The sequence below is a fragment of the Pedobacter gandavensis genome (assembly GCF_014172405.1).
Lineage (GTDB): Bacteria > Bacteroidota > Bacteroidia > Sphingobacteriales > Sphingobacteriaceae > Pedobacter > Pedobacter gandavensis.
The window spans coordinates 48,047-61,964 of the sequence record NZ_WNXC01000011.1; the positions used below are offsets into that span (position 1 = coordinate 48,047).

Annotated in this window: 8 protein-coding genes; 6 read left to right on the top strand and 2 right to left on the bottom strand. The window is 40.4% G+C overall.

Annotated features, from left to right (window positions below; translation table 11 throughout):
• Positions 1 to 5 precede the first annotated feature (5 nt).
• From GM920_RS22475 to acs, 5 genes are all read left to right on the top strand, one after another.
• Complete coding sequence (locus tag GM920_RS22475) at positions 6 to 1,754, top strand: RagB/SusD family nutrient uptake outer membrane protein (protein WP_182961649.1); 1,749 nt, start codon at positions 6 to 8, stop codon at positions 1,752 to 1,754.
• Positions 1,755 to 1,800: 46 nt separating this feature from the next.
• Entirely contained in the window at positions 1,801 to 4,530 is a 2,730-nt protein-coding gene (locus GM920_RS22480; RefSeq protein WP_182961650.1) for a SusC/RagA family TonB-linked outer membrane protein, read from the top strand.
• 21 nt (positions 4,531 to 4,551) lie between these two features.
• On the top strand, positions 4,552 to 6,198 hold the full coding sequence (locus GM920_RS22485) for a RagB/SusD family nutrient uptake outer membrane protein (protein WP_182961651.1): 1,647 nt from the start codon (positions 4,552 to 4,554) through the stop codon (positions 6,196 to 6,198).
• A gap of 55 nt (positions 6,199 to 6,253) precedes the next feature.
• A complete protein-coding gene (locus GM920_RS22490) occupies positions 6,254 to 7,657 on the top strand; it encodes an arylsulfatase (protein WP_182961652.1) in 1,404 nt (467 codons plus the stop codon).
• Positions 7,658 to 7,789: 132 nt separating this feature from the next.
• Positions 7,790 to 9,682: an acetate--CoA ligase gene (acs, locus tag GM920_RS22495; protein ID WP_182961653.1), complete on the top strand. Its 1,893-nt coding sequence runs from the start codon at positions 7,790 to 7,792 to the stop codon at positions 9,680 to 9,682.
• A 99-nt stretch (positions 9,683 to 9,781) separates the two neighbouring features.
• Here the strand turns inward: acs and GM920_RS22500 are convergent, their stop codons facing one another.
• Positions 9,782 to 10,468: a hypothetical protein gene (locus GM920_RS22500; protein WP_182961654.1), complete on the bottom strand. Its 687-nt coding sequence runs from the start codon at positions 10,466 to 10,468 to the stop codon at positions 9,782 to 9,784.
• Between the two features lie 177 nt (positions 10,469 to 10,645).
• On the opposite strand from GM920_RS22500, the gene GM920_RS22505 reads away from it, so the two are divergent.
• Positions 10,646 to 10,831 carry a CsbD family protein gene (locus GM920_RS22505; RefSeq protein ID WP_182961655.1) on the top strand — a complete coding sequence of 62 codons (186 nt, stop codon included), beginning with the start codon at positions 10,646 to 10,648 and terminating at the stop codon, positions 10,829 to 10,831.
• A 105-nt stretch (positions 10,832 to 10,936) separates the two neighbouring features.
• On the opposite strand, the gene GM920_RS22510 is transcribed toward GM920_RS22505, so the two are convergent.
• The gene (locus GM920_RS22510) at positions 10,937 to 13,870 is read right to left on the bottom strand and encodes a M16 family metallopeptidase (RefSeq protein WP_182961656.1); all 2,934 of its coding nucleotides are present in this window, start codon (positions 13,868 to 13,870) and stop codon (positions 10,937 to 10,939) included.
• Positions 13,871 to 13,918 lie beyond the last annotated feature (48 nt).

Here is a 13,918-nt window from a genome sequence, read left to right on the forward strand (position 1 = left end):
CAATTATGAAAAAGATATATTATACACTTACTATAGGCATTGCCCTTATTCTTGGGGTTACAACAGGATGTAAAAAAGCAAATAGTTTCCTGGATAGCCAATCCACTAACGATCTGGATGAAGTAACTGTCTTTGCAGATAGTGCCAGAACTTCTGCTTTCCTGCTTGGGATTTACGGACGTATTGGTTTTGAGTCGGATCCCGTAGAAGTAAATCAGCTTGGTGCACCTTTTACTGCGGCAACTGATGAAGCAGAATCCCGCTGGCCAGGTGGACAAAACGTACCCATTCAAATGTTTCAAGGGAGCTTTGGTACAGGCTTTATCAATGCAAACAATCAAAACTGGACTTTTTTATATACTGGGATAAGAATGGTGAATATCTACCTTAAAAATGTAGATAATGCACCCTTATCGGCCAATTTAAAAGCAAAGTCGAAAATGGAAGCCAGATTCTTAAGGGCCTATTTTTATCATTTTCTGCTGAAATTTTATGGAGGTGTACAATTGGTGGGAGATGATGTTAAAGGTCTCTCAGATGAGAATGTAAACCCAAGAGCTAGTTTTGAAGCTACCGTCAATTACATTGTTTCTGAATTGGATGCTGTTGCGGCTCAATTGCCTTTAAAGAACCAGGGCCTGGATTATGGAAGAGTGACCAAAGGAGCCGCATTGGCATTGAAAGCAAGAGTGTTACTTTCCGCAGCAAGCCCATTGTTTAATGGAGGAAGTTTTGCTACAGATGCTTCCGTAATTCCATTAACCGCCTACCCAACCGCTGATGCAAGTAGATGGCAGAAAGCAATGGAGGCAAGTAAGGCGGTGATGGACCTGAATCAATACCAACTGGTTGAAGACAATATCACCAGGCCAGGGAATGGATTTTATAAAATGTTCCTGGATAGAGTAAATTCAGAAGCTATTTTTCAAAGAATGCTCGGCAATAATAAATTGTTTGAAAGCAATTGGCTACCACCAACAAGAGGTGGGACCTTTTTAATTTATCCCTCTCAACAACTGGTAGATGCTTTTCCCATGAAAAATGGTAAACTTAAAGGGGATCCAGGATCCGGTTTTGATGCCGCAAACCCGTATGCCAACCGGGATCCACGATTAGATTATACCGTAATTTATAATGGCGCGATGTATTTTGATGGTCGGGTTAATGCCATGGCACCCGTATTTACTTATGTTGGTGCTGCACAGGATGGAATTCAGGCCGCAACCGCAAATACAGCCACAAATACCGGGTACTATTGTCGCAAAATGTGTGATGAGCTAATTTATGGAAATAGCAACGCCAACGCGCAACGCTGTCAGCCGCTAATCCGCTATGCGGAGGTACTGCTTAATTATGCAGAAGCAGCAAATGAAAGCGGACAAACCAATACTGCCTTGGATCAATTGATCGCCCTGAGGAAACGTGCAGGAATACTTGCAGGGGCCGACTTTAGGTACGGTATTCCAAGTACGATGTCGCAAATCGATGCCAGATCACTCATTCAAAATGAAAGATTTATTGAGCTGGCTTTTGAGGAACAGCGCTACTTCGATTTAAGAAGATGGAGGCTAGGGGCAGATTACGACGGAAAATTCCTGAAAGGTATGAGAGTAACCAAAACTGGTAACAATTATACCTATGCAGAAATCAACGTTAGAACTGCCCGATACTTTAAAGTAAACAGCTATTTATTCCCTATTCCAGTTGCCGAAATCAGCATCAACAGGGAAATGAAACAGAATCCAGGATGGTAATCTACTTGGATTTTGGAATTTATCAATCAATCTTAAACCGTAACTCATGATCTCATATTTATATCATACCATTCGACGCCAGAAGCGATTGTTATTGCTCCATACAGGCATCGTTATTTTTACAGTCGCCAGCGGGAATGCCCAAGAGAAAACAGATAGCCTCCAACTTAGGCAGGTCAGCGCAATTGGTGTGTTGGAAGGTGGAAAAGCATTTACTTCCAACCCAACCTCGTCTATTTATAATGCTTTATCCGGTAGGTTGGCAGGATTATACACTTTGCAAGGTACCGGGCAACCAGGCCTTGATGCACCAAATGTTATCCTAAGAGGTAGGGTGCCATTGATCGTTGTAGATGGGATTCCCAGAGACCTTACCGGAATTAATCCAGAGCAAATTGCCTCAGTAACGGTGTTAAAGGATGCTTTGTCTACCGCGATGTATGGCAATAGAGGCGCAAATGGGGTTTTATTGATCACCACAAAAAAAGGAAAAAAAGCTGCGGGCTATTCTTTTGAAGCCAGCGCACAAACAGGACTGAGTAGCAGCTTGAAAGAACGTAAAGCGCTTTCTGCAGGTGATTACGCCACACTTTATAACGAAGCACTCAGAAATGATGGCCGTCAGCCGATTTATACACCCGAAGCAATTGCCGGCTATAAAAGCGGTTCAGACCCTTTCCTGTTCCCTAATGTAAATTGGAATGATCAGATTTTTAAAAACAATGCACCATTTAGCAGATATAACCTGAATTCTGAAGGCTCAGATAAAAATGTGAATTATTTTATCTCTCTTGATTATTTGAAACAAGAGGGCTTACTCAAGCCTCTTGCCCAAAATACTTACAATACCAACACAGATTATGAGCGTTTTGTGTTCAGGACCAATCTGGAGATGCAGTTGACGCCACGGTTAAAAGGAAGTATCAATTTGTACTCTAGTATCGGAGATCAGAATTCGCCAGGATCCACTGGCTTATTAATTTACAACTCGATATTGAACACCCCTTCAAGTGCTTATCCTGTGCTTAACCCAGATGGATCTTTAGGAGGGAATGCCTTGTTTAGCAATAACATTTATGGCCAATCAGTCTATAGAGGATACCAGCGAAATTCGACTTCAGATGGGTTTGGGGATCTTGCCTTAACCAGGCAAATGGATGATGTATGGAAAGGATGGTGGATCAAAGCCAATATTTCATTCTATGCAAAATCATTACAGCTGATAGATCGTAGTAAGAATTTTCAAACTTTTCAATTGCAGATCGATCCGGTTACCGGACAAGCAAGCTACCAGCGTTATGGTACCCAAACTTCTCAGGTAAATAATTCGGCTGTGATCAATAGAAATCAGCAATTCTTCGCTGAAGGTGCTACAGGGTATAGCCATGAAGTAGATGGAAATAAACTGGATGTAGTAATGGCTTATAACCTGCAAAGTTATAGAAGTAATAGTCAGCTGCCTCAAAACTTTAATACCGGAAGGGTATCTGCAAACTATAGTATTAAAGACAAGTATGTACTAGAGGCGACTGGTTCCTACAGTGGTAATAATTGGTATAAAAAAGGAAAACAGTATGATTTTTATCCTGCAGGAGGCCTGAGCTGGAACCTGAATAATGAAGATTTCTTTAATCAAGATGGGTTCTTGAATACCTTAAAACTAAGGACAACCTATGGAAAGGTGGGAATGATTGATCCATTATATTATGCCTATCTGTATTCTTATGTGAACACAGGGAATGCTTATTATTTTGGGACAGGACCTTCTGCCGTTCAAGGAACGCAGGAAGCAGGCTTGCCTTCTTCAGTTGCCGCCTCAAAATCAACGAAATTTGATGCTGGTTTGGATATGGGCTTTGCGAACAACAGAGGTTATGTACAGGCAGATTATTTTATAAATACTTATACTGATGTACTACAGATTCGTGGACAAGCGTCATCGCTTTTGGGGATTGCATATCCTTTAGAAAATCTGGGTAAATCCAGAATGTCTGGTCTGGAATTTACTGCCGGATGGAAGGATAAAATCGGAGATGTTGGCTACCATATTAGTGGTAATGTATCCATGAACCGCAGTAAAATTATTGAAAATGATGAGCCGAAAATGCCTTACAGCTGGATGTCTAAAAAAGGACAGCCAATGGAGCAGCTTTACGGTTATATGGCCGATGGTTATGTGCAAACTGCTGGAGAAGGCCCGGTAGTAGAAGGCTATAAATCTCAAGCCGGTGATATCAAATACAAAGATTTAAACAATGATGGGGTCATCAATCAATATGATGTAACCGCAATCGGTGGCAATAAACCATTGGTGTATTATGGTTTTAACCTGGGCTTTGATTACAAGAATTTTGAGGTTTCAGTTTTGTTTCAGGGCATCACCAACCGAAATATAATGGTTACCGGTTTAGGAGAATGGGCTTTTCAAAACAACGGTACAGGGAATGGATTTGAGCAGCACCTGAACAGATGGACTCCGGAAACAGCCTCAACCGCAAGCTATCCGCGTTTATCAGTCGGACCAAACATCAATAACAATGTGGGCTCTTCGTATTGGATCCAAAAGGCAAACTTCTTAAGGTTGAAAAATGCAGAAATCGCCTATAAGCTTCAAGGTAGCTTCCTTGAAAAAATTAAGGTGAAACAGGTTCGCCTGTTTGTCAATGGAGCCAACCTGCTTACTTTCTCAAAAATTAAGCGCTTTGATCCAGAAGGATTAAGTCTGGATTATCCATTACAAAGGATGATTAACGGTGGTTTAACAGTTAAGTTTTAGGAGTTACAAACTGAAAAAATTATGAAAGCGACAAAAATTATTATCCTGCTATATATAGGAATACTGGTCTCCTCCTGCAAAAAATATGAAGAGGTACCGAATGAATTGGTGAACCCGGATATCATTTACGATCAGTTTGATAAGAATGGCACCTATGCGCAATGGGTAAGAAATGATCTTTATACGTATTTACCAGATGGTTTTAATCGGATAGACAATGTAGTACTCGATGCCGCTACCGATGATGCAGTAGCTTCGAGGTACGGAAGTCCGATAGAGTTATTGGCAAAATCAGGGATCACAGCCGGAACAAATCCAGATGATCGCTGGGCAACAAGCTATGCCGCCGTTAGAAAGGTGAATATATTCCTATCCAAGATTGATGTGGTGCCTTATGATGCCGCTTCCATCAAGTTTTGGAAAGCGGAAGCCCGATTCATCAGAGCCATGAACTATTTTGAGTTGCTCAAAAGATATGGTGGCGTGCCACTATTGGGAGATCAGGTATTTGGACTTAATGACAACCTCAGCAATATTCCAAGAAATACCTTCGATGAAGGTGTGCAGTATATTCTGGCCGAATGTGAGGCGATCAAACCATTGCTAAGAACAGAGCCGGTATTGGATACTTTCCTGGGTAGTATCACGAGGGGAGCTGCGTATGCTTTAAAATCAAGAGTGCTTTTGTATGTAGCCAGCCCACTCAATAATCCTGCTAACGACCAGAATAAATGGTTGGCAGCGGCAAATGCAGCAAAAGACCTGATCAATTTAAATGTTTATAGCCTTACTCCAGCCTTTACCAGCGCATTCCTGAATAGAAAAAATTCTGAAGTGATTCTAGCTTATCAAAAAGCACAAAACAGAACACTGGAAACAGGAAATGCACCCATTGGCTTTGCAGAGCCTAATGCCAGTAATGGTTATGTAAATCCTTCGCAAAATTTGGTAGATGCTTTCCCGATGAGTGATGGTAGAGCAATTGATGCCACTGCTGCAACTTTGCCATATAAAGCACAGGATCCGTATGCAAATAGAGACCCAAGGTTAGGATTAACGGTTTTCTACAACGGAGCAAGTTGGTTAAGTAGAGCAGTAGAAACATTTGATGGCGGTTTAGACAGACCTGGGGGGATGCGTTTACAAACCCGTACCGGTTATTATATGCGTAAGTTCCTGGGCCTTTTCGGTACGGCAACTGCCTATCAGGATCAAACACATAATTTCCCAATTTTCAGGTACGCCGAAATTCTGCTAAACTATGCCGAAGCAATCAATGAAACAGGAAATCAGGCGGAGGCTTTAACGCAACTGAAATTGATCAGAAACCGTGCTGGAATACCTTTAGGTAATGTGGTTGGTTATGCCCACGGAATCAGAACAGACCTAAATCAGGTAGAGATGCGCAAAGTAATTCAAAATGAAAGAAGGATTGAGATGGCCTTTGAAGAGCAACGTTTCTGGGACATCAGACGCTGGAAAATTGCAGAACAGGTTGGGAATTCTTCAGTAAGAGGAATGCAAATCGTAAAACAAGGAAGTACCTTTACCTATACACCGATCGTAGTCGATCAGCTGAGTTTTGTAGCACCGAAAATGTATTTATACGCCATACCATTGAAAGAAATCGTAGCGGATCCTGCATTGCAGCAAAACCCAGGCTATTAATCTATAAAACCAGGAGCAACAGCAATGTTGCTCCTTTTTTAAGGAAATTAAGAATATGAAAAAATCAATTTTTACAGCGCTGATCATCACGCTTGCGCTATTTTCTCAGGCACAACAAAAACCAAATGTGGTGTTTATTCTAGCCGATGATATGGGCTATGGGGATCTTGGTGCATACGGTCAGCGACTGATTGAAACCCCAAACATTGACCGTCTGGCAGCTGATGGTATGCGTTTCACGCAATTCTATGCAGGAACCTCTGTATGCGCACCCTCCAGAGCTTCCCTAATGACCGGCCTCCATACCGGACACAGCCCGATAAGAGGGAATTATGAAATAAACCCCGAAGGTCAGTTGCCATTGCCCGATGCTACTTTTACCATGCCCGAAATGTTCAAGAAAGCAGGATATACGACCGGCTGTTTTGGGAAATGGGGAATGGGATACCCGGGTTCTGAAGGAGATCCTGTAAAACAAGGAATAGACCAGTTTTATGGTTATAACTGCCAGCGGCAGTCGCATAATTTTTTCCCAGATCATCTTTGGGATAATGAAAAACGTGTGGAGCTTAACAATACAACGACACAACAAAAGGATTATGCACCGGAAATGATTCAAAAACGTGCCATGTCATTTATGGAAGCCAATCAGTCCAAACCATTCTTTATGTACCTGTCCTATACTCTGCCACATGCCGCCTTGCAATTACCTGATGGCGATCTATCCTTTGAATACTATAAGAAAAAATTCAATGAGCAGCCAAAAATGATTAAAAAGGAATGGGATGGTAAAGGATATCAGCCACAAGCTTATCCTCATGCCGCTTATGCAGCCATGGTAACCCGTCTGGATAACTATGTAGGAGCAGTAGTGGCGAAACTGAAAGCCTTGGGTCTCGATAAAAACACGCTGATTGTCTTTACCAGTGATAACGGACCACACCGCGAAGGTGGAAATGAACCGGAATTCTTTAACAGCAGTGGTGGATTTAAAGGGATCAAAAGACAACTGACAGAAGGTGGCATTAGGGAGCCTATGATTGTGGCCTGGCCAGGGAAAATTAAAAACGGACAGGTATCCGATCATGTTGGTGCTTTCTGGGATTTCTTTCCAACTTTTGCAGCCCTTGCCGGTCAACCGGCGCCGCCACAAACTGATGGCCTTTCTATCTTACCTACCTTACTTAAAAAAGGAAAACAGCAACAACACCCTTTTCTTTACTGGGAATTTCATGAAGATGGAGGAAGACAAGCAGTACGAATGGGGAAGTGGAAAGCCATCAAAGAACAGGTGATCAGGAATCCAAATGCCAAGATTCAATTGTATGATCTTAGTGTAGATCCACAGGAAATCAGTGATTTATCGGAAAATCATCCTGATATCGTAAAACAGGCACTGCAAATTATGCAAAGAGAACATACGGAGCACAAAGATTTTCCTTTTATCTCTAAAAAATGATAACCTAAGTATTAATCTTAAGATTTTTTCTTAAAATTCAAGCCCAAAACAAGAGGAAAACCTTGTATTAAAATTTTGATAGGGACTGAATAAAGTTATATTTGAGTTTTAGTTGTTGACATAAACCAAATCATGCAAATTAATTCTATTGAAGAGTATCAAGAAACTTATAAGTTGAGCGTGGACCAACCTGAACAGTTCTGGGCAGGTATCGCTGATAATTTCTTGTGGAGAAAGAAATGGGATAAAGTACTATCCTGGAATTTCTCAGAACCAAATATCAAATGGTTCGAGGGCGCTAAGCTAAACATCACAGAAAACTGTCTTGACCGTCACCTTGCAGAAAATGGCGATAAACCTGCCATTATCTGGGAACCTAACGATCCTACAAAAGACAGCATTACCCTAAGTTATAAAATATTACATGAGCAGGTTTGCCGTTTCGCAAATGTGCTGAAGAAGAATGGCGTTAAAAAAGGCGATCGTGTATGTATCTATATGCCGATGGTGCCTGAACTTGCCGTGGCAGTTTTGGCTTGTGCGCGTATTGGTGCAGTACATTCTGTAGTTTTTGGTGGGTTCTCTGCCAAATCTATTGCCGACAGGATCAATGATGCTGAATGTAAAGTCGTAATCACTGCCGATGGAGCATTCAGAGGAAACAAACAGATTCAATTGAAAGAAGTAATTGATGATGCTTTGATTGGTTGTCCAACAGTAGAACGTGTCATCGTTTTAACGCATACCAGGACACCAGTATCTATGCTGAAAGGTCGTGACATCTGGTGGGAAGATGAAATTAAACTGGTAGATACCAACTGCCCGGCAGAAGAAATGGACGCCGAGGACCTGTTGTTTATCTTATATACATCCGGTTCTACTGGTAAGCCAAAAGGGGTAGTACATACCATTGGCGGCTATATGGTGTATGCAGGTTATACTTTCTCTAATGTGTTTCATTACCAGAAAGATGAAGTATTCTTCTGTACTGCTGATATCGGCTGGATTACCGGTCACTCTTATATCGTGTACGGTCCGCTTTCTCAGGGAGCAACCACACTGATGTTCGAAGGTATCCCTACTTATCCTGATGCATCCAGAATGTGGCAGGTGGTAGAAAAACATAAAGTAAACATCCTGTACACTGCGCCAACGGCGATTCGTTCCCTAATGAGCTTCGGATTAGCGCCTTTAAACGGTATCGATATGAGCTCTCTTCGTGTATTAGGCTCCGTAGGAGAACCGATCAATGAAGAAGCATGGCACTGGTTTGATGAAAACATCGGAAAAGGAGAATGTCCAATCGTTGATACCTGGTGGCAGACAGAAACCGGTGGAATCATGATCTCGCCAATAGCCTTTGTTACGCCAACAAAACCTAGTTTCGCAACCTTACCATTGCCTGGTATCCAACCAATTTTGGTAGACGAAAAGGGTGTTGAGATTGAAGGTAATGGTGTAAATGGTAACCTTTGTATCAAATTTCCTTGGCCTGGAATGTTGCGCACCACTTATGGCGATCATGAGCGTTGCAAGCTGACTTATTTCTCTACATATGAAAACCTTTACTTTACCGGTGATGGTTGCTTAAGAGATGAAGATGGTTATTATAGAATCACCGGAAGGGTAGATGATGTGATCAATGTATCTGGTCACCGTATTGGTACTGCAGAAGTAGAAAATGCCATCAACATGCATGCAGGTGTTGTTGAAAGTGCAGTAGTAGGTTTCCCTCATGAGGTAAAAGGACAAGGTATTTATGCTTTTGTAATTTTCCCAAATATCCATGATGATGCAGACCTTACCCGTAAGGATATCCTTCAAACGGTAACCCGTGTAATTGGTGCCATTGCTAAACCGGATAAAATTCTTTTTGTTACAGGTTTACCTAAAACGCGCTCAGGTAAAATCATGCGACGCATCTTAAGGAAGATCGCAGAAGGTGACATCAGTAATCTTGGCGATATCAGTACTTTACTTGATCCAACCGTAGTGGAAGAGATCATTGAAAAGTCTAAGAAATAGAAAGGTTTTACAACCATAAATTATGCAAAAAGGCAGCTTTAGTAATTTACTAAAGCTGCCTTTTTTTATGGTATCTGCGCGCTCAAGAGCGCGCGATGCTTATTGGGTAGAGGAAATGCCAAAAGACAAATCCTTGATCTCATTCACCTTGAAATGTTTCTTATACCAATCATTCAATTCTTCCGTCTTGAATTTTCTCTTACTATTCACCCCTTTGATCAGTTTCTTTCCAGAGGTAGTACCATCCACACCATTTCTGGCCTGAAAGAGAATATAATCTACCAGGATCTTATCCTGTGGTTTAGGTCCTTTGAAAGAAAGCATCGCACCGTCTTTACCAACAATACAAGGCACAACCGTAGAACCTTCCAATGCGGTCAGGAATCCGCTAGAAGCCGCATCCTTAACCAAAAACAGGGAATTGCTAACTGGATGTTTTTTAACGAATTCAAGCCATCCTTTTTCATCCGTTCCGATATATAGATCCGCGAAAACGACGTCCGGATATGGAGCAAAACGAGCTTTCAGGTCATCGTAATTTTTATCATGAGGAGGACCAGCATTCAGGTTTGCCCAGGTATATAAGTAAACCGTTTTTCCGGCATATAAATCCGAATAGGGATGCAGTTTTCCTTTGTTATCCATCACCTGAAAAGACGATACATTCATATCGGTATGGTCATCGTATTTTTTGACGATACTTTTGCTCAGGCCTTTGATGACCATCGTACAGGAAGACTGGGAAATGCAAGTGGTAAATAATAATAAGTAGAGCAGTTTTTTCATTTGATTTAGGTTAGGTTCAGGTCTTGATTGTGGTTCCTTTTTGGTGAGCCCTTTTCAGGGAAGCTTCCTTAATAAAGATGATTAAAAGGGGTAAAAGGTTACAGAAGATCAAACAAATAATTTTATTGGCTGTTCTTTAAGTATCTATTTATTGTTAATCATAAAAAAAAGGAGCACATGGATAAGTTAGAATTAAAGGGAAAATGGAATGAGATTAAGGGAAAAGTAAAACAAGCTTATGCCGATTTAACCGACGACGATTTGAAATATGAAGAGGGTAAAGAAGATGAAATGTATGGTAAATTACAACAGAAGACAGGAAAGACCCGTGATGAACTGGTAACCTGGATCAAGTCATTGTAGCGTTTAATTCATTTGTTTATTGCTAAGTATAAAAATGCAATAGGTATAAATTAAAAAAGGCGGATCAAAATTTTGATCCGCCTTTTTTAAGTCAAATAAAGTGATTTAATAACCGAAAATCTGCTCTAGCGTCAATTTGTTGAACGTTCCAAATTTCTCCATATCTTCCAATTTTACTTTTTTATCAGAAGCAACAATACAGTAGTTGTATGGCTTGTGAGCCACGCGTGTATCATGGAAATCTTTGATGTCGGTAAAAGTTAAAGGTTTCAGTTCATTGTATTCATCAATTCTACCATCATGGTCGATACCTAGTTTTTTATTCGCAAAATAGGCAGCAATGATACCATCTTTTGTGATTCTACTCGTTTCGATTGCATTCATGGCATTGTACTTTGAAGCTTCAAATGATTTCTCTGATTTAGGAAGATCATTCAGTAAGTCATTCATTCCTTTAACGGCATCATTCATTTTATCAGCCTGGCTACCTACATAAGCAACCATGGTATACTGTTTGTCAGCACGGTCTGGAGCAGCGAAAACAGCGAAAGTCGAATAAGCTAATGCTTTAGATTCTCTGATGGTCTGGAAAACAATGGAGCCCATGCCACCACCGAAATAGCTATTGAAAAGTGTTACTTTTCCCGCAAGATCAGCCTCGTATTTGCCTGCATTTCTTGCCCAACGAACCTCAGATTGCACCATATCATAGTCTGCGAAATAAACCTGACTTTTTTCATTATTCGTGTAAACGAATTTTTTCGCTCCCGGAATCGCAGTAAATTCAGCTGGCAACTTATGTAACTTATTGATGTTTGCACTGAAAGTATTCAGATTTTCAGGGCCAAAATAAGTGATTACATGTTTGTAATTCCTTAGGTTATGTATAATCGATAATAAATCAGCAGAGGTCATGTTATTTACCTCTTGATTTGTTAAAGTATAGTTGGTTGGGTTATTCGCTCCGAACTGTGCATAACTCATCAAACCACTCAAAATTGCTGCTTTATTTAACTTATTGTTCTCTCTTGATTTAAGAATTCTGCTTTTCAATTCTGTTAAAGCTTGCTCATTGGCTTTACAGTTGCTCAAGATGTGTTCCACTAAACTTACTGCTTTATCAAAATTCTCTTGCAAGCCACTGATGTTAATCGTAGCCACTTCATTGCTCACATTAAAAGTATAATTACAAGCGATGTTATAAAATTCCTTACTGATTTCTTCAGCGCTATATTTATCTGTAGCTAAGAAAGTAAGGTATTGAGCTGCGTAAGGCATCAATTGATTGTTATAAGCCCCCATATCAAAGCGATAAGACATGCGGAAAATACTGTTTTCCTTATTCTCTACAGTGATCACCTCAGCAATACCAGCTTTACCAAAATTAAGGTCTTTCTGGAAATCTAAAAACTTAGGTGCAATTGGCTTAGATGGTGTTGCCAATAAGTTTTTAGCGAATGGCGAAGTTTCTGTTGCATTGGTTTCTACTGGAGTAATGGTTGGTTTTTCCACTTTAGCAATGCTCTTGTCTTCCCCTTTATGTTTGTACGTTACCACGTAATTGTCTTTGAAAAACTGGTTGGCGAAGTCAATCACTTGTTTTTTAGTGATTTTTGCCATAGCATCCTGGCCATTTAACGACTTGTCCCATTTTGTAGCACGGTTCAAGATAAATTCATTGGTTACTGCTTCTACACGGAAACCATTGTCATCAAATGATTGTAATAAGCTCAGTTTCTGATTCGCAACTGTCGCTTTAATCAGGCTTTCATCAAAATCTCCTTTTTTAAGGATATTCAACTGATCCAATAACAATTGTTGCGCCTGCTCTAAAGTTTGTCCTTGTTTAGGCTGTGCCACAAGGAAGAAAATACCGTAATCTTTCATCTGCTGATAAGCGGCAGAAGCACGAAGTACTTTTTGTTGTTTATTGAGGTTGATGTCTAATAAACCAGCTTTACCATTTGAAAGGATGCTGGAAATTAAGTCTAGCAATAAACTTTGTTGCGTATTCTCTGCAAAGCCTCTATAAGATAACCTCACACTTTCCGCACTAGGACCATAAATGTCTAATTTCTGGATTTTTGTCAATGGTTTTTCTGGTGCTGGCTGATACAATGCTACCGGCTTCGCTTGCATAAAAGAGAAAGACTGATCTACTTTTTTGATCATTTCATCCGGATTGAAATCTCCGGCCATGGCGATAGCCATATTGTTTGGTACATAGTATTTGTTGTAATACTTTCTGATTTCCACCAAAGAAGGATTCTTTAAGTGTTCTACGGTACCAATGGTGGTCTGCTGACCATAATTATGTGTTGGGAACAATAACGCTGCAGTTTTCTCATTTATCTTCCAGGAATCGTCATCTAATCCTCTGTTTTTCTCCTCATAAACTGCTTCCAGTTCTGTATGAAAAATACGGAAGATTGGATTACGGAAACGTTCTGCCTGCAAAGCCAGAAATTTATCTGTTGCATTTGAAGGGAAATCCTCATTGTAAACCGTTTCCTCATACCAGGTATGTGCATTGGTAGATTGCCCACCAATAGATTTCATCATCTTATCATACTCATTGGCGATAGAATAATGAGAAGCCTCACCTGAAGTTTTGTCAATCTGTGCATAGATTTCTTTACGTTTTACCGGATCAGTAGTCTTATTATATTGCTCATAAAGGGCATCAATTTTATCCAATAATGGTTTCTCTCTAGCGAAGTCCAGGGTTCCGAATTTATCAGTTCCTTTAAATAGTAAATGCTCCAGGTAATGGGCCAATCCGGTTGCAGTACGCGGATCAGTATTACTTCCAGCTCTTACGCTCATGCGGAACTCAATAGTTGGTTCTTTTGTGTTTGGCGATAAAATTACAGTTAAACCATTTTTTAAGGTGTAAAAACGTGATTTTGTTGGATCGTTGGTCACATACTTATAAGTATATCCACCCGAGCTTGCCGTTTTCCATTGAAAACCGGACTGAGCCATTAGACTCGTCCCTGCAATTAAAAAACAGGCGAGTAGCATTAGTTTGTTCTTCATGTTTAGTAAGTTATATTCAAATATAGTCGGAAAGTCGATTATTTCTTA

Excerpts from the sequence above, each read along its gene's own strand:
- acs (WP_182961653.1), top strand. The coding sequence starts at position 7,790 with ATGCAAATTAATTCTATTGAAGAGTATCAAGAAACTTATAAGTTGAGC.
- GM920_RS22505 (WP_182961655.1), top strand. The coding sequence starts at position 10,646 with ATGGATAAGTTAGAATTAAAGGGAAAATGGAATGAGATTAAGGGAAAA.
- GM920_RS22510 (WP_182961656.1), bottom strand. The coding sequence starts at position 13,870 with ATGAAGAACAAACTAATGCTACTCGCCTGTTTTTTAATTGCAGGGACG.
- GM920_RS22490 (WP_182961652.1), top strand. The coding sequence starts at position 6,254 with ATGAAAAAATCAATTTTTACAGCGCTGATCATCACGCTTGCGCTATTT.
- GM920_RS22500 (WP_182961654.1), bottom strand. The coding sequence starts at position 10,468 with ATGAAAAAACTGCTCTACTTATTATTATTTACCACTTGCATTTCCCAG.
- GM920_RS22485 (WP_182961651.1), top strand. The coding sequence starts at position 4,552 with ATGAAAGCGACAAAAATTATTATCCTGCTATATATAGGAATACTGGTC.
- GM920_RS22480 (WP_182961650.1), top strand. The coding sequence starts at position 1,801 with ATGATCTCATATTTATATCATACCATTCGACGCCAGAAGCGATTGTTA.
- GM920_RS22475 (WP_182961649.1), top strand. The coding sequence starts at position 6 with ATGAAAAAGATATATTATACACTTACTATAGGCATTGCCCTTATTCTT.